We start from the raw sequence: 21499 nt of genomic DNA, 5'->3' as shown, positions 1-21499 counted from the left end.
CAAATTAATACCAAATGTGCAAAACAATGGAACAAAGTTTTATAGCCTATATTGAGAATAGTATCAAAAATAATTGGGACCTGGATGCCCTGACCGATTATAAAGGTGCAACTTTACAGTATAAAGACGTAGCTCGCAAGATCGAAAAACTCCATATCATTTTTGAAGAAAGTGGAATCCGCAAAGGAGATAAGATTGCTGTTTGCGGAAGAAACAGCTCACATTGGGGAGTCACTTTCCTTGCTACACTGACGTATGGGGCAGTTGTTGTACCCATCCTCCATGAATTTAAAGCGGACAATATACATAACATCGTCAACCATTCCGAAGCAAAATTACTGCTTGTAGGAGACATGGTATGGGAAAACCTGAATGAGTCGGCAATGCCGCTACTGGAGGGTATCCTGATGATGAACGACTTCACCCTGCTAGTGTCACGCAGCGAACGACTGACTTATGCACGCGAACACCTGAACGAAATGTTCGGCAAAAAATATCCGAAAAATTTCCGCACAGAGCATATCGCTTATCATAAGGATGAACCGGAAGAACTGGCTGTTATCAATTATACTTCAGGAACAACAAGTTACTCGAAAGGAGTAATGCTCCCCTATCGCAGTCTGTGGTCGAATACCAAATTTGCTTTTGAAGTGTTAGACCTGCAAGCCGGAGATAAGATCGTATCCATGCTCCCTATGGCACACATGTACGGACTGGCTTTCGAATTCCTTTATGAGTTCTCCGTGGGTTGCCACATCTACTTCCTTACTCGCATGCCGAGTCCGAAAATCATTTTCCAAGCTTTCGAAGAGGTGAAACCTAATCTGATTGTTGCCGTACCGCTTATCATCGAAAAAATTATCAAGAAGAGCGTGCTTCCGAAATTGGAAACTCCTGCAATGAAGATCTTACTAAAAGTGCCTATCATCAATGACAAGATAAAAGCAACGGTACGCGAAGAAATGATTAAAGCATTTGGCGGAAACTTCAAAGCTGTTATTGTAGGAGGTGCCGCTTTCAATCAGGAAGTAGAGCAGTTCTTGAAAATGATTGATTTCCCTTATACAGTAGGATATGGAATGACGGAATGTGGTCCGATTATCTGTTACGAGGATTGGAGAAGATTCAAACCGGGTTCATGCGGAAAAGCTGTACCACGTATGGATGTGAAAGTGTTGTCATCTGATCCCGAGAACATTGTTGGCGAAATCGTATGTAAGGGTCCAAATGTGATGTTGGGATATTACAAAAACGAAGAAGCTACCCAAGAAGTTATCGACAAAGACGGATGGCTGCATACAGGTGACCTGGCTTTGATGGACGCCGAAGGAAATGTTACGATCAAAGGACGCAGCAAGAACTTGTTATTGAGTGCCAGCGGACAGAATATCTATCCGGAAGAAATTGAAGATAAATTGAACAATCTGCCATACGTGGCTGAAAGTATCATCGTTCAGCAAAACGAAAAACTTGTCGGACTTGTTTATCCTGATTTTGACGACGCTTTCGCTCATGGCCTGAAGAATGAAGACATCGAGCAAATAATGGAAGAAAACCGTGTGGCACTGAATGATACGCTACCGGCTTACAGCCAAATATCCAAGATGAAAATCTATCCGGAAGAATTCGAAAAGACACCGAAGAAGAGCATCAAACGTTATTTATATCAGGAAGCAAAAGGCTAATATAAAGTTAGCTGCATAGAGATATAACTTAAACCGAAAAGAGAAAGGAATGAAGATAAAGAAAACAATATTCACGGCAGCTATACTAATGGCTGCCGTTTGTTTACCGGCACAGAACAAGAGTGCAGGTATTAATATATCTATCTGGAAAGATATTTGTACGCAACCGCATGACAGTACACAGACGACTTATGTGAACATCGGTCTCCTGTCTACAATGAATCGCTTGAACGGTGTGGGTATCAATGCATTGGGAAGTGTGGTACATGGTGACATGAACGGAGTACAGATCACCGGATTAGCCAACCTGGCAGGCGGAACAATGAGGGGTGTCCAACTGGCCGGTATCAGTAATATCAGCGGTAACAACACCGTAGGACTTTCTGCTGCCGGACTGGTAAATATCACTGGCGACAGAACGCAGGGAGTAATCATATCCGGTTTAACCAGTATCGGAGGAGATAATACCTCGGGGTTAATGATTAGCGGTTTCATGAATGTGACGGGCAATATGGCTTCAGGGCTACACTTTTCCGGAGCGGCAAATATTACAGGGCAGAGCTTCGGCGGCTTGATGGCTTCCGGACTTTTAAATGTAGTAGGCGAACACATGAACGGCTTGCAGATTGCAGGAATTGCCAACATAACCGCATCGAAACTAAATGGGGTGCAAATAGCATTATGTAATTATGCAACGCAGGCCCGCGGACTTCAAATTGGCCTTGTCAATTATTACAAAGAAGATATGAAGGGATTCCAACTCGGATTGGTTAATGCGAATCCTGATACAAGAGTGCAAATGATGGTGTATGGTGGAAATGCTACGCCTGCCAATATAGGTGTACGCTTCAAGAACCAATTGTTTTATACCATTCTGGGAGTCGGCTCCATGTATCAGGGGTTGAATGATAAGTTTTCGGCAAGTGCATCCTATCGTGCCGGTTTGTCCTTCCCTCTTTACAAAGGCTTATCCATCAGCGGAGACCTTGGCTACCAGCATATCGAGGCGTTCGATAACAAAGACGAGGTAATTCCGAAACGTTTATATGCATTGCAGGCACGTGCCAATCTGGAATATCAATTTACCAGGAAGTTCGGCATCTTTGCAACAGGTGGTTATGGGTTAACCAGATTCTATAATAAATCAAGCAATTACGATAAAGGGGCGATTATAGAAGCAGGTATTGTTCTTTTCTAAACAGGAATCAGGCAAGATATACTGCTGAACAGATTAAAACACTAATATCAAGACATTGCCTTACTAATTATAATTCGTTCCACCTGGATGCTTGTTTCGTTCCACCAAGGTTTTCCTTTCGTCCCACCCAGGTCGCTGTTTAGTCCCACCCAGGTGGAACGAATCACTCAAAACACTAAAAATTATTGAATTTTATATTGCAAAGAGATAGTATTTATATCTTTTCCTTTATCAGACCAGTACGATAAGCAACAAGCAATTTCTTCAAATCCTGTATTTGAGTCACCAGTTCTTTTCCCTTATCGGTATCTTTCACCATCATTCGTTGCGAATTAAATTCGAGAACGAAGTTGGTCGATTTGATATCAAGCCCCTCTTCAATGGCTTTCTGACGGGATTGGAACGGTTCGTGCTGTACGAGTTGCATACCATGAGAATGATAAACAAGCGTATATCCCGCAATTCCCGTTTCCGGCTGATAAGCTTTTGAAAAACCACCATCAATCACAAAAAGCTTGCCATTGGCTTTCATAGGTTGTTCTCCCTGAATCGTCTTCACAGGCACATGACCGTTGATAATATGCGAATGAGGCCCTGAAGCTCCAAACTCTGTCAAAATCTGGTCACAAATATCTTCCCGGTTACGCAATGTGTAATAATAGCCTTTCTTTTCTTTATGTAACTCTTTATCTTCTACAAAATAGCGCTCAAAAGTCGCCATCTTATCTTTATCGAACAAAGGAGCTTCCGGACCACACCACATATACCAGATATAATCCATAGCAAATTCCTTATCCTCCTCTCCTTCTTCATCGAAATAAGCGGTACGGATCAATTGATCGGCTTTATCCAGCAATTTATGTCCCCAGTATTCCTTACCACGTATTTTGACATGTTTAAAGCTGCCATCCTCATTCAGAGGAACAGAAGCATGATAAAGAAGATTCGAGTTTGAGACCAGATACATGCCGCCATAGGTAAACAGACAACGCATGTGCTTCTTCAATTTCTCACTATTCATAAATGAATAATGAATCTTTTCTACCAATTCACGTTCTTCTTCAGTCAATCGGTAAGGATCTGCCGGGTCTACAGTCGGGAAGTTGGTATCACGCAAAGCATATTCTTTTCCTTCATATACAAAGACGCCGCGTTCAAAATCAATCTTCTCCAGAAGTTTACGATTAGCCATTCCGAATTCCGGACGGCGGTCGATGATTTCAGCTTCCAGCTTAAACTGGATAATGGTAATGGCTTTATGCATTTGAGTAATCAAACGCAAAGTCTTCTCATTATAATGAGCATCGGCAAAGTTCATTTTCGGCATGAAGATTGTGCAAGGATCATCGGCATACGTATCCATTGCAAAAGTAGCCAGTGGAAGCAAATTGATTCCGTATCCGTCTTCAAGTGTACCCAGATTACCATAGCGCATGGACATACGTATCACGTTAGCGATACAACTATCATTACCAGAAGCTGCTCCCATCCAAAGAATATCATGATTTCCCCATTGAATATCGAAGTTGTGGTAATTACACAATGTATCCATAATGATATGTGCACCGGGACCACGGTCGTAAATATCACCTACGATATGAAGAGAATCAATAGTCAAGCGCTGAATCAGATTACACATAGCGATAATGAAATCGTCGGCACGCTTCGTAGTGATTATTGTGCTGATAATTACATTAATATAAGCATGCTTATTCGGTTCGATAGACGATTCGTGCAATAACTCCTGAATGATATAAGAGAATTCGGCAGGTAGTGATTTACGAACCTTCGAACGGGTATATTTGGAAGACACATTCTGACAGACTTTCACCAGTTGGTTCAGCGTAATCAGATACCAATCGTCCAGATCCTTTTCACGGGCCTTCACCAATTGGAGTTTCTCTTCGGGATAGTAAATCAAAGTACAGATTTCTTTCTTTTCAGCTTCACGAAGAGTGTTGCCGAATATTTCATTTACTTTACGTTTTACCGCACCGGAAGCATTTTTCAGTACATGCTGAAAAGCTTCATATTCTCCATGAATATCAGTCAGGAAATGTTCTGTCCCTTTAGGTAGATTTAAGATAGCCTCTAAGTTGATTATTTCCGTACTGGCATCGGCAATGGTAGGAAAACTTCGGGAAAGCAGTTGCAGGTAACGGAGATCACTCACAATGCTTTCAGGAGTTATGTTACTTTGAGCAGTCATTCTATTTACTATTTTACTATTTACAATTTATTAATCGGCAACTTATTATTAGTTGACAACTTACCATTTAGTAACTCAAAAAAGGAATTTATTAATTCCTCTCCTTTTCTTGTTACAAATTTATCTATTTTAAACGATTCCTGATTAAGAAATGGCTTCTTTTTATTTACAAATCCATCATTTCTCAATTTTCAATTCTCAATTCTCAATTCAACAAGAACATTAACAACACTTGAGCGATAATTACCCGCAGAAACATACACAGCGGATAAACAGTCGCGTAGGCTACGGATGGGTTGTCGCCGGGAATTGTATCGTTTACATAGTTCAGTGCCATCGGATTTGCCATACTTCCGCACAACATACCGGATACAGTGCCGAAATCAATCTTCATCATCTTGAAAGCCACAAAACCCACCAGTACGGTTGGAACAATAGTCAATCCGGCTCCTAAAGCGATCCATAACAAACCTTCCGGACGGAATACGGTGTCGAAAAAATGAGCTCCGGCATCCAGTCCCAGACAAGCAAGGTACATGGAAAGTCCTAAGGCACGCAGCATCAGATTCGCGCTACGGGTGGTATAAGTAATCATGTGTATCCGCGGTCCAAAAGTTCCCAGAAGGATACCAACGATAATCGGTCCACCCGCTAATCCCAGCTTCACAGGAGTACTGACACCCGGAAAAGAGAAAGGAATCGCCCCCAATGCCAAACCGAGTACGATGCCGATAAACACAACAACCAGATTGGGTTCTTTCAAGCTTTTTACAGCATTTCCAAGTACTTTCTCCACATTCTGAATAGCAGCAGCCTCTCCCACTACCGTCAGGCGGTCTCCTAATTGAAGTACCAATCCCGGAGTAGCAAGCAACTGCACACCCGACCGGTAAACGCGACTGATGTTAATCCCATAATGATTTCTCAACCGGAGTGAACCGAGTTTCTTACCATTCAGTTCGGGGCGGGTAACGACAATACGTTGCGAAATCAATTCACTATCAATCGCATTCCAGTCAATGTCCTCTTTATTCCAATCCGTATTTTCCTGTTCACCAAAAAGCACAGTCAAGGCCAAAGCATCTTTCTCCGCAGTTACCACCAGCAAACGGTCACCTTCCTTCAATATCTTGTCAGAAGTCGGAATACTTACATGTCCGTCACGCCATAAGCGGGAGATGACAAACTTCGGGTAACTCATGCGAGCTATATCCTTGATGCTTTTATTGAAAATAGCAGGATTGTGTACTTGAAACGCTGCAATGTAGGTTTTGTTCGCATCGTCTTTCTCTTTTATCTCCAAGTCTTCTTTGCGAACCAGCACTTTGCGAATTAATAAAACGGCAAGGATTACACCAACTACCCCCATCGGATAGGCTACCGCACATCCTAAAGCAGGAGTACTGCTGTCCATTCCCATCTGTTTCAATGTTTGTTGTGCGGCTCCCAACGCCGGAGTATTCGTCGTTGCTCCACAAAGGATACCAACCATATCAGGAAGAGAAACGCCTGTCGCATAACTGGCCACCACCGTCAACAACGTTCCCAACAGAACAACTCCCAATGCCAGCATATTCAGTGTTACCCCTCCTTTGCGGAAAGAGCTAAAGAAACCGGGACCGACTTGCAAACCGAGAGAATAAACGAAAATGACCAGTCCGAAACTTTCTGCGTAGTTCAACATCTGTGGATCGACCGAAAGCCCGAGATGGCCGGCGAGGATGCCTGCAAAAAAAACAAAAGTGACTCCCAGGGAAACTCCCCAGAAATGCACTCTTCCCAAGCCCAGACCAATGGCAGAAATCAATGAAAGTACCACGACAGCCTGTAAGGCAGAATGTTCGAGAAATAGACTATATAACCACTCCATGTATATAAAAACTAATAGGGCGCAAAGATAAAAACTATTTAGTCCGGTTCAAAACTTTTAAGCTTTCATTTCGCGCCCTATTTATACCCTGAATCATATATCCTGAAATCTTATTGATTACCCTTTTACTTCGTTACCTATTATTTTGTTCCTAATAACTATCCTATTTCTATCTTAACTATCTTATCCTTCTCTTTTCACCTGCATCTTGTTATCCATCAAACGATCTTTTTCCCTCTGTTTCTTTCCGTTTTATCTTTCATCATTTCCCCTGAAACTCTACAAAGTTATTTCGTCCGTCCAAATAACCGCTTAGCCTGTTTCCACCGATGTACACATCATCCAGGTATGAAACATCATTCGGTCCGTATGACATACGAATGGAAGTCTGCGCATAATTCTCCCAGCTCCAACGGAAATTATATTCATACTGCTCTACTGCTCCGTTAGGATATTCCACCCGTATATAGTCAATTCCCGTACGATCTAAAAAGAAATCCAGTTCCTGACGGCAATAGTTACCGTCCATGTCCCGGTAGAAACTAACCCAGGTACGGCTACACAAATCAGCCGAACGATTATAGTACCCTGCACCATTATTATCATCATCATAGAAACTGTCTATTTCCACTTCGCAAGAGGTAAAACTTACCATCAATATAGCCATCAAAGCCAAACCGAAGTATTTAAATGTGTTCGTTTTCATATTCCTTTATTTTTAACGGTTCTCTAATTATTATCTATCATTTATCTTTCGATAGAACAAAAGTAGAGAATGAATTTTCCATCTAAAACTGAAAACTCCTACTTATCGGGAGGAAATTGCCTAAATCTAGGGGTAAATCCCCCCAATGAAGTCTATTTCAAAGAATTCTTGTATCTTTGCCTCCTGCTAACAACACATGAAATCATCTGTCGCATGAAGTCAATCAAATCCCATATCACCCAACTGCTGAAATCCCTCAATGAGGGAGTATTCGAAAAAGAACATACCATCGCACTCTCCCTATTATCTGCCATGGCAAGTGAAAGTATCTTTCTACTGGGCCCTCCGGGAGTAGCCAAGAGCTTAGTGGCGCGCAGGCTCAAACTGGCATTTAAAGATGCGGATGCTTTTGAATATCTGATGTCCCGTTTCAGTACACCGGATGAAATATTCGGCCCCGTCTCCATCTCAAAATTGAAAGATGAAGATACATACGAACGTATTACAAAAGGATACTTGCCGACAGCATCGATTGTCTTCCTGGATGAAATATGGAAAGCCGGTCCTGCCATCCAAAATTCTCTTTTGACAGTAATCAATGAAAAGATATATCGCAACGGACAATTTACGGTGCGTGTTCCTCTGAAAGCGCTGATTGCCGCGTCCAACGAACTACCCGCAAAAGGTGAAGGACTGGAAGCCTTATACGACCGTTTCCTGATCCGCCAGTTTGTCGGATGCATTGAACAGGAATATGCTTTCGACCAGATGATTTCTTCTACACGGGAAGTAGAACCTGAAATCCCGGCAAAACTCCAGGTAGACGATGAATTATACAATCAAATACAAGCTGAAAGTGAGAAAGTAGGTATCCACTATACCATCTTCGAGCTGATTCACAATATCAAACGAGAAATCGAACAATATAATACAGGACGGGATGAAAACACCCCTCCCATCTACATATCCGACCGCCGTTGGAAAAAAATAGTAGGTCTGCTCCGCACCTCGGCCTATCTGAACGAATCTCCGGGAATTCACTTCTCCGACTGCTTGCTGATGAGTGCCTGCCTGTGGGATGAAGTTTCGCAGCTCCCCATCATCGAAAACATAGTGGAACAGTCGATTGCACGGGGAATCAATACATATTTATTGGGAGAAAAACGACTGGAACAGAAACTGGATACATTGAAAGAAAACATGAAGTCCGAACACAGCCTACGGGAACTTAGTGATCCGGGAATCCAGGTCGTAGATACCTTCTATCATCGCATAGAAGGTTACCACATTGCCGGAAATTTACTCATCTTTGCTTCGGATTACCAATCTTTGAGGAAAGACAGCAACCGGTTGTTTTATATCCAACAGGATAAATTCCGTCCGGTCAACAAAATCCTGAAAGCCTACGATTTCGTAAAGAACAGAAATATCGCACAAAAGAATATTTATTCCCTCCGGAAAGGGAAACGATCCGTTTTCGTCAACAATCAGGAGTATCCACTACTATGTTATGATAATTGCGAACCTTTGCCAGCACAGCAGGACGGCAGTACTCCGTTCGAATTTACATTGCAGGAAGTGATAGATTTACTTCATCAGATGGAGGTAGAATATAAAACAATCTCCGAGCGGGAAACAGCATATACAAAGGAACATCTTTTCTTAAGCTCATCGCAAAAAAGCAAAATTAAGCGAATCTTAGGGGAGACTGCACATATCATAGAAAACTACCGGAACGAACTTCGCATCATCGCTCATGCCCATGAACAAGAGAACAGAGAGTATTAGGCTCAAACACCTGCAAGACATTTATTACGAAAAATTGCAGGGAATAGCCTATGATGTGTACGACGAACAACTACACAATCTGATTATCCGTCCCGAAGAACTGGATGCGGACATTCACCTGTATTTTCGTCACACACAACCCTCCCTGCAAGATTTCTACTCCCGTTATGCATCGCAATGGGAATACTTTCATGAAATGAATGAAGCATCGGACGCAAAGTTTCTTCAATTCCTGAAAAACAGCGCATACCCCTTCTCCATGAAATATCACCTGGTAGACCTCAACGTAAAATACTATCTCCAACGTTTTGATGCAATCAGCCCGCGTTCCAAAGAATGGAAAGCGCTACGGACTCTCTTTTTCGACAAGTGGCATACGCTGCTCTCGAACAATGAGTTCAACTATCAGATGGAACATATCGAACAACTCTGTGAGGATTTCTACCGTATTCAACTGTCATTAGCCAAAAATCTTCCGGTACGCGGTGGCTCACGCCTCGTCTGGCTGCTTCGCAATCATAAACAGATAGCGGAACAGATTTTAGAATACGAAGAAACAATCAAACGAAATCCCGTTATCCGCGAACTGGTAGAAATCTTAGGCAAGAAACACCAAAGTAGCCGGAAACGTTTCAAAATGACCGCAGGTATTCATCGGGAACAAATTATATCTCACGCCACCCGAAGCGATATTGCAGGCATTTGTGAAGGAAATGATTTGAATAGCCTTCTCCCTCTGGAATACTGTTATCTGGCGGAGAAGAGCCTGCAACCCGTATTTTTCGAACGTTTCATAGAGAAGAGACTACAAGTCATCGATTATCAATCGCACGAGAAGCAAACCATCAATGATAAGAAAACAGTAGGAAATGAAGTGTCCGAAGAAGCTGAAGGCCCTTTCATCGTTTGTCTGGACACTTCCGGTTCTATGGCAGGCGAACGGGAAAGAATTGCGAAATCTACTCTACTTGCCATTGCCGAATTGACAGAAGTACAACATCGGAAATGTTACGTCATCCTTTTTTCCGATGATATCGAGTGTATTGAAATAACCGATTTAGGGAGTAGTTTTGACCGCCTTGTCGATTTTCTAAGCCAATCTTTTCATGGTGGCACAGATATGGAACCAGTCATCACGCATGCTCTGCGAAAAATCAGCGAAGAAGGATATATGGAAGCAGACATCATCACCGTATCGGATTTTGAGATGCGTCCCGTCGATAAACTGTTATCCCAGTCCATAGAACATGCAAAAGCAAAACAGACAAAGATGTATGCCATTTCTTTAGGAGGCAAAAGTGCCGAGAGCAGTTATCTGAAATTATGTGATAAATATTGGGAATATAGTGTTCAAAACGCTGAAAATCTTAATAAAAATATAATTGAGGAATCAAACATTTAATCAATGTTATAAAACATCTCTTTTTTCTTGTTTTATTTGCAAATTCACCAGAAGTCCGTATATTTGTACTGTGTTTTTCATAGTATTAGATTTAAGGTTAACAAAAGATTGGCTGTCTGGGATAGATAGCCTTTTTTTATGCTCTTTTCCAAGGTTAAATATACCGTCACTATCCAATCCCGATGATTACCCTATCCCATGAAGATACCGTCACTATAATGAACGGATAGCGTCAATATGTTTCAAGTCGTCCGCCCATCGATAAAAATTAAAAGCTTTCAAAAAAAAATTCCTCCGTTTAACATTTGAAACATAGCAGGTTATCTCATTTTACAAAAAACAGGTAAAAAAAATCTTGCTAAAAGATTTGCGTAGTCCAAAAGTTCCCCCTATATTTGCACCGCATTTGAGAGAGAATGCGGGTTCAAGGAAGTTTGGGTGAGTGGCTGAAACCACCAGTTTGCTAAACTGACGTACTCGTAAGGGTACCGGGGGTTCGAATCCCCCAGCTTCCGCAAAATCTCAAAATAAAAAAGAGCTAAGTTTTATAGACTTGGCTCTTTTTAAATCTATCAAAATCCGGTGGGTTCGTCTAACGGTTAGGACACATGCCTCTCACGCATGTAATACGAGTTCGATTCTCGTACCCACTACGACCTGACTATCAGCCTCTTACAAACAAGTAAGAGGCTTTTTTATTGCCCTATATCTATATCAAAGTATCGTTTTTAGGCGTTATAAACGGGTATCTTTAAAAGAAAAGATGCAAATTTAATGCAAATTTTCATCTTGCATTATTATCGCGCTATCCCGTTAATGCGCTGTTTGCGTATATATACTAAAAATGATAATAACATGAATAGGAAAGTAATAGATTACATTAATTCATTAAAAATAATTCGCCAAGAACTTGTATAATAAGCAGACGCTTATTACTTTTATAAAGTCAAATAAGAGTCCTTAATTTTAATGTTTAACCAATGAAAGATGAAGAAAGAAAGGAATTAGAACAAGAATATGAGAATTTAAAACTTCTCGCTTCATTTCACGAAGCCTATGGGGTTCCCGAAAATAAAAAGAAAGAGAAGCATTAATAAATGACATACTCGAATGAATGAAATTCAGGAAAAATCAAAAAAGTAATTAATCTCCCTCCCTTTGGCGAGGGATTAAAACTTAAAAAATATGATAGATATAAACGCCTGCTTACCTACACCCGAAATGAAAGCGGATTTTGAACGATTCAAAACCTTATCTACCAAAGAAGAAAGAGATGCTTTCAAAAAAGAAATACAAGCCAAATATAATGCACTGCCAGAAGCCCAGAAAGAAGCCTACAAAAAAGCGTCTGAATCTGGACTAAAAGCAACCGTAGATGCTTGTAATGATTTTATAGAAAGAGCAGAAAAAACTATATTACGGGATAAACTCGGAGAATTGCCGGAAGCTATTTCGTTTAGCTATATCGCAAAGAAATATTTCGGCAAGTCAAGAAATTGGCTATATCAAAGAATTAATGGCAATATCGTAAACGGGAAAAAGGCTCGCTTTACTGATAACGAACTTCAAACGTTTTTAAACGCTTTGAAGGATGTAAGCGAAATGATTCATCAAACATCGCTTAAACTCGGTTAAGATTCTTATTTGACACCAGTCCCGCAAATTGAGCCATTGCGGGACTTTTTTAGGAAACAAAAAAAGCTCGGATTACTTGGATTTTTCTAAAATCTATTATCACGATAATACATTTAATATCAAAATTCTAGCGCAATCCCACCTAAAATAGAATATTTTGTAAAAGCCAAATTTATATTTACTTTTTTTATATTTACGACTGCCACCCCACCAAAATCTAACCCCGAAACACTTTTTTTCTCTGAAAACTTATTATGTACTACACCGGAATCAGATATGGTATAATCACTTCCATCTGTAGTGCCATATGCTATTTTCGCATATCCTATAACTGGAATAAATCTTAAATTCTTCACAATAGGAATTTGATAGCCTATATGAACTACAGCAGATGTCTTATCAGACCACTTATCTACTCCCATATCATTTTCATGAGAAGAAGGCCATCCCATAACACCAGCATAAAAACCTTTTATTGCCAAACTTACTCCTACCGCACCATTTGATATTCCTCTTCCATATCCCACATATCCGCCTATTATACCAATGCTCCATTCCTTGTTAACTTCATTAAAAGGGAAAAAACCTTTTGCTAATAAATCATTCACTGAAAGAATTACAACTAGCAACAATAGAGCTTTCTTCATAACTATGTGTTTTGATTTGTGAATACTTCTGCAAAGAAAAACACTTCTTTGCACCAAATCAAACATTTTACTGTTTTTTTCAAGTTGAATAACGATCATCCGTAAATTACCAGCAATCAATTCGAGAATTCATTATACTTGAATGAGTATAACATTCTCATTACTATTATTTATTATTTTATCTACAATTTCTTTTGCTGGTTTTGATATTTCAATTACCTTTAGCACAAAATATCAAAAAACAAGTAAACATGAAAAAGCAAACAAACTCTATTACCGTTTAATTCTTTTGGGGCAAATAGCAACACACAATCTGAAAGATACTCTCCTATATTACATCTTAATAGTTTATTGATAGCCTTGAGAAGAAGTTCAGACAATAGTTAGAAATTAAACAATCACTAAAAACTAAATATCATGGAAACATTTATTATTTTAATCATTTTCATATTCGGAATCCTACAATTAATCCTATTTTTCAAAATCTGGGGCATGACTAACGACATTAGAGAAATCAAAGAAAAGTATCTTTCTTCGACCGATCCAAAGAAAAGCATATCACCTGCTCAATCGACCGAATTTAGTATAGGCGAATTGGTAGTAGAGACAAAGACGAATAGGCAAATGCGAATCAAAGAGATTACAGAGGATGGAAAGTATAGTTGCTATACAGGTGGAGGCGCTTCGCATGAGGGCAACTTTACAGCGGCGGAGATTAAGCATTTTAATTCGTAATTCAATAATCAAAGAAGTAAATCACTAAAAAAAAAATTATGACTAAACTATTAACGTTTTCATTTACAATACTCTTTTCCGTGTTATTCTTTCAATCATGTAGCGACGAAGATAACAAACAAGATGAGTTTTTAAAAGAGTATAATTTACCCAAGGGAGTGACTAAGCCAACTTTAGGATGGCAGTACGAAAACAATGTTGCTACAAATGCACTAATAGCAGGATTTCTTAATGACGATATGTGGTTTGCAGCATATAATGACAGAAAAGAAAAGATATTCGAATATACAACATCAATGATCCGAGGATTTAATCAAAAATTTTATTTAGAGTTTGGCGAAGTTGAAGAACGAAATATTGACAACATTAGTTTAACCAACTTTATTATGAAAGATGATGGAATTATTTTGTTAGTGAATTATGGTGGTCCAAATGAAATTATTTCCACACTAGGCGGAAAAGAGAAAAGACTCTACTACAATAGATATGATAATTCAGTATCCAATCTTAAAAATTGGTATGGCGGATATTTCATCACATTAGGATTTAAAAATCACTTTTTGTTTGATAAAAATTGTGATGAAATAAATAAAATACCATTAGAATATAATTTCATCAATAATCTAATTCCAATTGATGATATTAGCGGTCTGGGAGTATCATACCCATATGTGTCTTTAGTTAATATCACTAATGGCGTTTATATTTGGAATTATCGACATAAAGGGTATTCCGAAGAATTTATAATAAAGGACAAATCGATAAACATTAACGACGATACTATAGATTTTATTTTCGATATCGTATATAAAAATGGAGATAAAGAAAGAGAATCTTTTAAGCTAAACAAATTAACGGGAGAGCTTATTAATGAAACTAATGGCATCAATTGAAAAATTAAGTGATATTGCTAAGCTTATTGTTAATTCTTGGGAACTTATTGATCGGGAAAAATCGCACGACAAACAACTGGAGCGTTCTTTTTTAGAACTTTCCCAAGTTGTTCTAACTCGGCTTTCTGCTTCTGACGTTCAAGTTCCTCGGCTTTTTGAGATGATAAATCAGATACAATCCGAGAAATCAAATACAACCCAGAGCCAAAAATAAAAAAAGCAAGTGGTAAAAAAACTAACACTATAATACAAATAATCCAGTCCATAAGATAATTTTTACTACTAGCCGGATAATCTAGAAATAGATCGCTTAAATTCGAGCAAATAATGTTTGTTATTCTTGATTGATTAATTTTATATTAAAACGTTCTTTGATAAAGATGAAATATAAGAGGTGATATTTATAAAAGGGTATGAGTACCGTTTTTTAATGCAAGTTCGATACTAATGAATTTTATAAGCATTATAAGATATTGGTTACAAGCGTTTTAAATGGCACACAAAAGCACCTCTCCGCATGTAATACGAGTTCGATTCTCGTACCCACTACCAAAGAAAAAGAGGAAATACAGTTTTACTACATTTCCTCTTTTTCTTTATAGATCTCGAAATAAGATTCCTTATCAATCCTCAACCGGACTCTATCCTCCCTTTTCTGTCCTGCCAGATTCACAAACAGATTGAAATACAGTTGGCTGAAAGAAAGGTTGGAACGATCATAAGTAATATCAAACGTCCAGGTTCTACGGAAAGAATCGAACGTAGCATACGATTGCTCCCCCCCTTTACACATAAACACTTCCGGGAAAGACGTAGGGGGATAAGGCTGGAATAAACCCGCTAATTGAGCATAAATATAGTCAATCATCCATTCGTCTCCTGTTAAAGTCAATTCTCCCTTTAAACGGAGTTTAATGGCATAACTGGCAGTCACGTCGGACGAAGTATAAACAGGAACCTGGCTTTCTGCCGGATAGTTGCCGTCTTTATATCCAAGACTCATCGTTAGTTTGGATAGACCGACACCATTAAAGCCACTCACCTCCTGATCTGCCAACCGGTTTTTCAGACTGACCATGAATGTCAGTTTACCGAGCGTCGGATCACCCGGATATTGTGCAAGCGTGTCCAGTACATAATCTTCGGTATTGTAACTACGGGCTATTAAATCACCCTTTCCAGCCTCCAAAGCCGGACCGCCTCTTTCCACATCCACGTTGCCAACCGGATAATAAATAGCATCATTATCCCTTACACAACCACTCAAACAGAACAGCAACACTGCCAAGCCTATTATCTTATTCATAATCATCTTACCTCTTGATTTTGCGGACAAAGATACATCTTTTTTATACCACACTTGATTTATGTCAACCGTTTTTAGTATTTTTGCACACATCAAGACAGAAAAGACATGGATACATTATTAAGAGAGACTGTAAATGCTGTTGTAAATTCCCGCTTTCCGGAAATGAGTATAGAAGGAAGACGACAGATAGAAAGTATACTGATTCGTGAAGAATTTCCCAAAGGAGCAATAGCGCTGAATGAAGGAGAAGTAGCTCATGAAATCGTATTTGTCGGCAAAGGGATGCTTAGGCAGTACTATTACAAGAACGGGAAAGACGTGACCGAACATTTCTCATACGAAGGATGTATCGTGATGTGCATTGAAAGTTTTCTAAAACAAGAACCTACCCGACTGATCGTGGAAACCCTCGAACCTTCCATCATCTACCTGTTCCCTCGCGACATGATACAAAAATTGGCAAAAGAGAACTGGGAAATCAATATGTTCTACCAAAAGATACTGGAATACTCCCTGATCGTGTCACAGATTAAAGCAGACTCCTGGCGCTTTGAATCCGCCCGCGAACGCTATAATCTCCTGCTCGAAACACATCCGGAAATCATCAAACGTGCACCTCTGGCACACATCGCCTCTTACCTTTTGATGACACCGGAGACATTAAGCCGTGTACGCTCCGGTGTTTTATGATTTTAACGACTTTTCCGGTATTCTTTAGGAGACATGCCGGTATAATGCTTGAAATACTTTCCAAAGAACGACTGGTTGGCGAAATTCAGCCGGTCAGCAATTTCCTGAATATTCATACTTGAAGAATTCAGAAGCGCTTTCGCCTCCAGAATCACCAGTTCGTCGATCCACTCTCCCACCGTTTTTCCGCTGACCTCTTTCACCACCCCCGAAAGATGTTTAGGTGTCAGACACAACTGGTCAGCATAGAATTTTACGCTCCGTTCAGACTGGTAAGACTCTACCAAAGACTCATAAAAACGTTCGAAGATATATTCTTTCCGGCTTTTATTCTTCATGGTAGTAGCATTGGCAGGCGCATGATTAGTGAAGATATTACAAAGCTCAAAAAAGAACCCTTGCATCAAGCCCATTACCACTTCTTTACGATATAAAGCCTCCTTATTCTTCAACCGTTTTCTGATAAATGCATGATATTCCTTCACAGTCTCCTGCTCCTGCGGTGTAAGATCGAAACACGGGTAATCTTTCAGATAAAAGAATAAGGAAAGCACATTACTGATCTTAGGCAATGTCTCCAACAAGTTCTTCGACACAGCAAAGAATATCGCTTTAAAGTCGGAACTGAAACACCGCTGTTCGACAATCTGATTAGGCAGCGCGATCACCATTAATCCGGGAAACAGTTGAAACTCACGTAAACTAATATTGAAAGTACCAGTACCTTCCAGGCAAAGACCTACCGTCAACACCTCCAGTTTAGTCGGTCCATTATACAACGATATAACGCTCTCCGTGTCGAAGAGCGCTATATCATTATCAACAACATCAATGTTGTCAGAATCTATATGTTTAGAATGAACTACCGAAGAAATACCTACTTTTGGAACATTTTGAATATACATACTCTCTCTTTTTTGCGACAAATATACCAGCATTTAATCAGATATACAAGCCGTTCAAGAGTATTATCAGACATAATGAACACTTTTAGTTACTTATTGAACAGACCGGAATAAATATTCAGAATCACGTTTGGCAGCCGGCACTGTCCATTTCTCCGGAACAAACTTCCACTGATTCAGGGCCTTGGGGTCCATCGTACCTTTCTTTTCGATATAATTCATCAAATAGAAACGAAGATCTTTATCCGTAGAGAAAATTATGCGGTCCTTCAATTCCTCCTGCGGAATACCCGATCCTTTCGTCAACAGTTCTCCACCACCATTACCACGATAAGAATTTAAGGCCACTTTATATATCTTATCCATACGGAAAGGAGAACCGTCCGCCATGCTCGTAATCGTAATCTTTTCCCCCTGCGGTTTAGTCACGTCCACCGTATAAATAATGCCGGAAGCCGAATCGAAATTAAAACTGAAGTTCTGGAAAGAAGCCCTGTCTTCCGCACCTTCCCGCGGTTTCTCCTTGAACCAGAGCAGATGATCTTCCGGTGACTTCATCCGGTTCGTCCACATATAATAAGACATCTCCAGAAAATCCTTAATCTCCTTTCCGGACAACGTCATCACATACAGCATATTCTCATACTTATACAAGTTGAACATATCACTGACAAACACATCCCCCTTCTTTATCTCCGCATCAAACGAAAGCGGAGCGGCAAAAGAGATGTCAGCTCCGGTAATATCGAGCTGTAAAGTATGTATCAAATCAATAAAAGCAGAAGGACCGAAGAAAGCAGGATGAGTAGAGATGCTCTCGGTAAAAGTACCGATCTTCTTGGATACAAACTTCTGCACCGTCTCATACTGTGGAGCAAAACGCTTCATGAAATCCTCACTGATTCCGTAAGCTTCCGTTTCTGTCAACTCCCCTTTGATGTCCTTGCTCTGCACCTTTCCATCTTTCAGTTTCAAGGTCACATCGACATTAGACAATACAATTCCATTGCTGGCCGGATCGATAATCAACACCGAATCTCCGGCTACATTCATCACCTTCTTACATTCGCGAGCATGATCGTGTCCCATCAATACAATATCGAATCCCGGCACATTCTTCGCTACATTGAGAGAAGCATTCTCATTGTATTTGCCCGACATTTTGAAAGCCTCCTGTCCGGCATGAAACAATCCGATCACCAAATCCGGATTCTCTTTTTCACGGATAATCTTCATCCATTTGCGTGCCGTCTCTTCCATATCGTCGAAACGCAAGCCTTTCCACAGATTTTCAGAAAGCCATGCAGGGATGGCAGGAGTAATCATACCCAATACCACAATCTTCACGCCATCACGTTCCAACACCTTATAAGGAGCCAGATGGGTTTTTCCCGTAGACGTATCAATGATGTTGGCACCCAACACAGGGAAGTCACAAGTGGCTATCCAACGGTCGAACACAGCACGTCCCGTTTCCACATCATGGTTCCCCATATTACCGGCATCATATTTCATGAAATTCATCATTTCCGAACAAAGATGAGGAGACACCGTATCTATATAATTATAGTAATAGACAGTAGGCTGTCCCTGCAAAATATCACCATTATCCAGCAATATCAGATTCTCTTTATACTGTTCACGCTCTTTCTGCACGAAAGAATAAATACGTGCCAGACTACCCTTCCACTCGTGGCGGGTTATAAAATTGTAAGGATAATAATTACCATGTACGTCACTCGTTTCCACAATCTTCAGCTTCACCACCTTTTCCTGCGCCGCAACAGACAGTACGAGACAGAAAAGCAAGCCATAAATAAATCCTATTCGTTTCATTCTTTTTCTATATTTAGCGGATGCGAGAATACGAACCGTGCCCCACCGGTATAGTCAGGATCGATCCATATACTTCCTCTCCATTTATGCACAATCAATTTACAGATAGACAATCCCAATCCGGTTCCCTGGGCGTACTCATTCAGCTTTTCAAAACGCTCGAACACAAGTCCCTGTTTTTCTTTCGGGATACCGCATCCGGTATCCGTTACCGAGAAAATAGCCATTTGCTTTTCCTCATTCACAGAAAAGTCCAAGGTAATCTTCCCGCGTTTCGTAAATTTGTCCGCGTTGGACAGCAGATTAATGATTACCTGTTGCATACGCTGCACATCCGTCACCATCCGGAAAGTTTCAAAAGAAGTGGAAAACAAGAACTGGTTGTCCGATGACTGCCGTGAAAAACTAACAGAGGCAACCACCTGACTGCACAACTGCACCACATCACATTCCTCCCACGTCAAAGTCACCCGGTTCGCCTCCAGACGTGAAAGATCGAGAATATCATTAATCAGACGAAGCAACAAATCCGAATTGGTTTTGATAATCTTATAATAAGACTGCTGTTCATCCTCCGTGCTACCGCCCATTGCCAGTACATCCGAAAAGCCGACAATCGAGTTCAACGGCGTCCGTATCTCATGACTCATATTGGCAAGAAAAGCACTCTTCAGACGATTAGACTCTTCCGCCCTGTCTTTCGCTACACGCAAATCCTTCTCCGATTTCAGAAGCTCGTCTTTCAAACGTTTCGTACGGAAATAATAGAAGAGAGAGATACATAAGCCAAGTACCAGAATCACGAACAAAGCACAAGCAGACCATATCTGATAAGTATATTGCTGATAGAACGAAACCGGTTGGTTGACAAGCTGCACTTTAAAAGGCAACACACTCGGGTGCAGCCCCCACTCTTTCACCTTCCGGCTATCCAATACCGCTTTAGAGCCAATGATCGAAAGATGCTTTCCCACATCCTCCGGGTGCTGATCCATCCGTACGGACTCCATAGCCATTTCTCCTCCCACTTTCCGATAATCGGGCAGCACTCCCCCTATCGCCCAATAGCCAAGGCTCACCGATGAAGGAGTAAAAGCCGGAATGGTAGGAGTAGCCTCCATCATGGCATACGTCGCATTTCGCATGAAATACCCCTCGTTCATATCCACACGCCACGTTCCCACCAAAATAACCGTATTTTCGGGCAGCTGTCTCAATTCCTCAACGATGGTATAAATAGAATGTCTCCGGCCGTCCATCAAAATCAAATCCAGATCGGGGAACTTCTTCATTTCTTTTCGTACCAACGATTGCATGGTCACTCCGCCATAAGTATTGTCCGAGATAAAGGCAATGTGTTTCGTTTTCGGATAGAAAGCTTGAATCATGGAGATATTACCTTCTATATTATATTGATTGATAAATCCCGATTCCAGTTCGGGAATATCCAAATGATCTTCAAAGATATCGACAGATTCGGGCATCCAGCAATCAAGGTTTTCTACCGTATCTTTCGGCAATATCACCACATTGCTACTGACCAGACTGCACATCACCGGCACTTTCACCTGCATTTCATCCCTCTGCGACAAATAGGCAGCCCATGCCTCCTGTCCTAATAAAATAATTTGTGCCGGATGCTTTTCTCCCTGATATTTAGCCAGAATCTGCGTCATCATCGCGCTCCATAACGGAGCCTCCGAGAAGCTTTTACAATTCATGTTTTCGATGATAATGTCGCGCTGTCCTCCCAACTTACTATATTCATCCATATAATCGGAAATAGTGACCGAGGTTTGGTGCGCTGCCGGATTATAAGAGCAAATAATCAGAATAGGTTTCTTATCTTTAGAGACAGCCAATACTTCCGTTGACTGCAGAAGCCAAAGGAAACAGATAAAAAGATATCCAAGACGTCCCAGCATAATTATGCAGTTTTGATGTGTTAATTCATTAATTGAGTTGCAAATATAGTAAAACTTGTCGGGTTT

The 21499-nt window shown here is 40.5% G+C and carries 17 protein-coding genes and 2 tRNA genes; 10 read left to right on the top strand and 9 right to left on the bottom strand.

From position 1 onward, the window contains the following. The first annotated feature begins 26 nt into the window (after window positions 1-26). Both H8796_RS16730 and H8796_RS16725 read left to right on the top strand, forming a co-directional pair. The gene (locus H8796_RS16730; protein ID WP_004297838.1) at window positions 27-1685 is read left to right on the top strand and encodes an AMP-binding protein; all 1659 of its coding nucleotides are present in this window, start codon (window positions 27-29) and stop codon (window positions 1683-1685) included. Between the two features lie 49 nt (window positions 1686-1734). Then, a complete protein-coding gene (locus tag H8796_RS16725; protein WP_117933025.1) occupies window positions 1735-2883 on the top strand; it encodes an LA_2272 family surface repeat-containing protein in 1149 nt (382 codons plus the stop codon). A gap of 214 nt (window positions 2884-3097) precedes the next feature. On the opposite strand, the gene H8796_RS16720 is transcribed toward H8796_RS16725, so the two are convergent. The 3 genes from H8796_RS16720 to H8796_RS16710 all read right to left on the bottom strand — a co-directional run bounded on the left by H8796_RS16720 (window position 3098) and on the right by H8796_RS16710 (window position 7668). Next, the gene (locus H8796_RS16720) at window positions 3098-5092 is read right to left on the bottom strand and encodes a fructose-1,6-bisphosphatase (protein ID WP_117933023.1); all 1995 of its coding nucleotides are present in this window, start codon (window positions 5090-5092) and stop codon (window positions 3098-3100) included. Window positions 5093-5297: 205 nt separating this feature from the next. Further along, window positions 5298-6962, bottom strand: a complete 1665-nt coding sequence (locus H8796_RS16715; RefSeq protein WP_004297845.1) for a putative transporter — start codon at window positions 6960-6962, stop codon at window positions 5298-5300. Between the two features lie 262 nt (window positions 6963-7224). Next, window positions 7225-7668, bottom strand: coding sequence for a hypothetical protein (locus H8796_RS16710; protein ID WP_008647198.1), 444 nt, complete (start codon window positions 7666-7668; stop codon window positions 7225-7227). Window positions 7669-7881: 213 nt separating this feature from the next. Here H8796_RS16710 and H8796_RS16705 point away from each other — a divergent pair, with 213 nt between their 5' ends. The 5 genes from H8796_RS16705 to H8796_RS16685 all read left to right on the top strand — a co-directional run bounded on the left by H8796_RS16705 (window position 7882) and on the right by H8796_RS16685 (window position 12493). Further along, window positions 7882-9456, top strand: a complete 1575-nt coding sequence (locus H8796_RS16705) for an AAA family ATPase (RefSeq protein ID WP_117933021.1) — start codon at window positions 7882-7884, stop codon at window positions 9454-9456. Next, window positions 9431-10858, top strand: coding sequence for a VWA domain-containing protein (locus H8796_RS16700; protein ID WP_187343834.1), 1428 nt, complete (start codon window positions 9431-9433; stop codon window positions 10856-10858). The genes H8796_RS16705 and H8796_RS16700 overlap by 26 nt, the downstream gene beginning before the upstream one ends. Window positions 10859-11286: 428 nt before the next feature. After that, window positions 11287-11373: transfer RNA gene (locus tag H8796_RS16695), tRNA-Ser, on the top strand. 66 nt (window positions 11374-11439) lie between these two features. Further along, window positions 11440-11511: transfer RNA gene (locus H8796_RS16690), tRNA-Glu, on the top strand. 532 nt (window positions 11512-12043) lie between these two features. Continuing rightward, window positions 12044-12493, top strand: coding sequence for a DUF5053 domain-containing protein (locus H8796_RS16685; RefSeq protein WP_117933017.1), 450 nt, complete (start codon window positions 12044-12046; stop codon window positions 12491-12493). Between the two features lie 119 nt (window positions 12494-12612). On the opposite strand, the gene H8796_RS16680 is transcribed toward H8796_RS16685, so the two are convergent. Further along, window positions 12613-13140: a hypothetical protein gene (locus tag H8796_RS16680; RefSeq protein ID WP_147340094.1), complete on the bottom strand. Its 528-nt coding sequence runs from the start codon at window positions 13138-13140 to the stop codon at window positions 12613-12615. Window positions 13141-13632: 492 nt separating this feature from the next. Here H8796_RS16680 and H8796_RS16675 point away from each other — a divergent pair, with 492 nt between their 5' ends. After that, window positions 13633-13875: a hypothetical protein gene (locus H8796_RS16675; protein WP_233530299.1), complete on the top strand. Its 243-nt coding sequence runs from the start codon at window positions 13633-13635 to the stop codon at window positions 13873-13875. Between the two features lie 38 nt (window positions 13876-13913). Beyond that, window positions 13914-14768 (top strand): hypothetical protein, encoded by an 855-nt coding sequence (locus H8796_RS16670; protein ID WP_117933011.1) that lies wholly within the window; start codon window positions 13914-13916, stop codon window positions 14766-14768. Between the two features lie 44 nt (window positions 14769-14812). Here the strand turns inward: H8796_RS16670 and H8796_RS16665 are convergent, their stop codons facing one another. Next, window positions 14813-15034 carry a hypothetical protein gene (locus H8796_RS16665; RefSeq protein ID WP_117933009.1) on the bottom strand — a complete coding sequence of 74 codons (222 nt, stop codon included), beginning with the start codon at window positions 15032-15034 and terminating at the stop codon, window positions 14813-14815. 311 nt (window positions 15035-15345) lie between these two features. Then, complete coding sequence (locus H8796_RS16660; protein ID WP_117933007.1) at window positions 15346-16167, bottom strand: DUF3845 domain-containing protein; 822 nt, start codon at window positions 16165-16167, stop codon at window positions 15346-15348. 15 nt (window positions 16168-16182) lie between these two features. Between H8796_RS16660 and H8796_RS16655 the strand changes: the two genes are divergently transcribed. Beyond that, window positions 16183-16767 (top strand): Crp/Fnr family transcriptional regulator, encoded by a 585-nt coding sequence (locus H8796_RS16655; protein WP_008999267.1) that lies wholly within the window; start codon window positions 16183-16185, stop codon window positions 16765-16767. Between the two features lie 2 nt (window positions 16768-16769). Here the strand turns inward: H8796_RS16655 and H8796_RS16650 are convergent, their stop codons facing one another. The 3 genes from H8796_RS16650 to H8796_RS16640 form a co-directional block, all read right to left on the bottom strand. After that, window positions 16770-17672: an AraC family transcriptional regulator gene (locus tag H8796_RS16650; protein ID WP_117933005.1), complete on the bottom strand. Its 903-nt coding sequence runs from the start codon at window positions 17670-17672 to the stop codon at window positions 16770-16772. A gap of 93 nt (window positions 17673-17765) precedes the next feature. Continuing rightward, window positions 17766-19508 (bottom strand): bifunctional UDP-sugar hydrolase/5'-nucleotidase, encoded by a 1743-nt coding sequence (locus H8796_RS16645; RefSeq protein WP_117933003.1) that lies wholly within the window; start codon window positions 19506-19508, stop codon window positions 17766-17768. Then, window positions 19505-21433 (bottom strand): HAMP domain-containing sensor histidine kinase, encoded by a 1929-nt coding sequence (locus H8796_RS16640; RefSeq protein ID WP_117933218.1) that lies wholly within the window; start codon window positions 21431-21433, stop codon window positions 19505-19507. The genes H8796_RS16645 and H8796_RS16640 overlap by 4 nt, the downstream gene beginning before the upstream one ends. Window positions 21434-21499 lie beyond the last annotated feature (66 nt).

The sequence above is a fragment of the Bacteroides sp. M10 genome (assembly GCF_014334015.1).
Lineage (GTDB): Bacteria > Bacteroidota > Bacteroidia > Bacteroidales > Bacteroidaceae > Bacteroides > Bacteroides intestinigallinarum.
Note: the sequence above shows the minus strand (reverse complement) of the source record. Positions and strands in the feature narration are given on the sequence as shown.

Coding starts and splice junctions, on each gene's coding strand:
- H8796_RS16720 (WP_117933023.1), bottom strand. CDS start 5,092: ATGACTGCTCAAAGTAACATAACTCCTGAAAGCATTGTGAGTGATCTC.
- H8796_RS16650 (WP_117933005.1), bottom strand. CDS start 17,672: ATGTATATTCAAAATGTTCCAAAAGTAGGTATTTCTTCGGTAGTTCAT.
- H8796_RS16700 (WP_187343834.1), top strand. CDS start 9,431: ATGAACAAGAGAACAGAGAGTATTAGGCTCAAACACCTGCAAGACATT.
- H8796_RS16705 (WP_117933021.1), top strand. CDS start 7,882: ATGAAGTCAATCAAATCCCATATCACCCAACTGCTGAAATCCCTCAAT.
- H8796_RS16730 (WP_004297838.1), top strand. CDS start 27: ATGGAACAAAGTTTTATAGCCTATATTGAGAATAGTATCAAAAATAAT.
- H8796_RS16675 (WP_233530299.1), top strand. CDS start 13,633: ATGACTAACGACATTAGAGAAATCAAAGAAAAGTATCTTTCTTCGACC.
- H8796_RS16725 (WP_117933025.1), top strand. CDS start 1,735: ATGAAGATAAAGAAAACAATATTCACGGCAGCTATACTAATGGCTGCC.
- H8796_RS16710 (WP_008647198.1), bottom strand. CDS start 7,668: ATGAAAACGAACACATTTAAATACTTCGGTTTGGCTTTGATGGCTATA.
- H8796_RS16665 (WP_117933009.1), bottom strand. CDS start 15,034: ATGGACTGGATTATTTGTATTATAGTGTTAGTTTTTTTACCACTTGCT.
- H8796_RS16645 (WP_117933003.1), bottom strand. CDS start 19,508: ATGAAACGAATAGGATTTATTTATGGCTTGCTTTTCTGTCTCGTACTG.
- H8796_RS16655 (WP_008999267.1), top strand. CDS start 16,183: ATGGATACATTATTAAGAGAGACTGTAAATGCTGTTGTAAATTCCCGC.
- H8796_RS16670 (WP_117933011.1), top strand. CDS start 13,914: ATGACTAAACTATTAACGTTTTCATTTACAATACTCTTTTCCGTGTTA.
- H8796_RS16660 (WP_117933007.1), bottom strand. CDS start 16,167: ATGTGTGCAAAAATACTAAAAACGGTTGACATAAATCAAGTGTGGTAT.
- H8796_RS16640 (WP_117933218.1), bottom strand. CDS start 21,433: ATGCTGGGACGTCTTGGATATCTTTTTATCTGTTTCCTTTGGCTTCTG.
- H8796_RS16680 (WP_147340094.1), bottom strand. CDS start 13,140: ATGAAGAAAGCTCTATTGTTGCTAGTTGTAATTCTTTCAGTGAATGAT.
- H8796_RS16685 (WP_117933017.1), top strand. CDS start 12,044: ATGATAGATATAAACGCCTGCTTACCTACACCCGAAATGAAAGCGGAT.
- H8796_RS16715 (WP_004297845.1), bottom strand. CDS start 6,962: ATGGAGTGGTTATATAGTCTATTTCTCGAACATTCTGCCTTACAGGCT.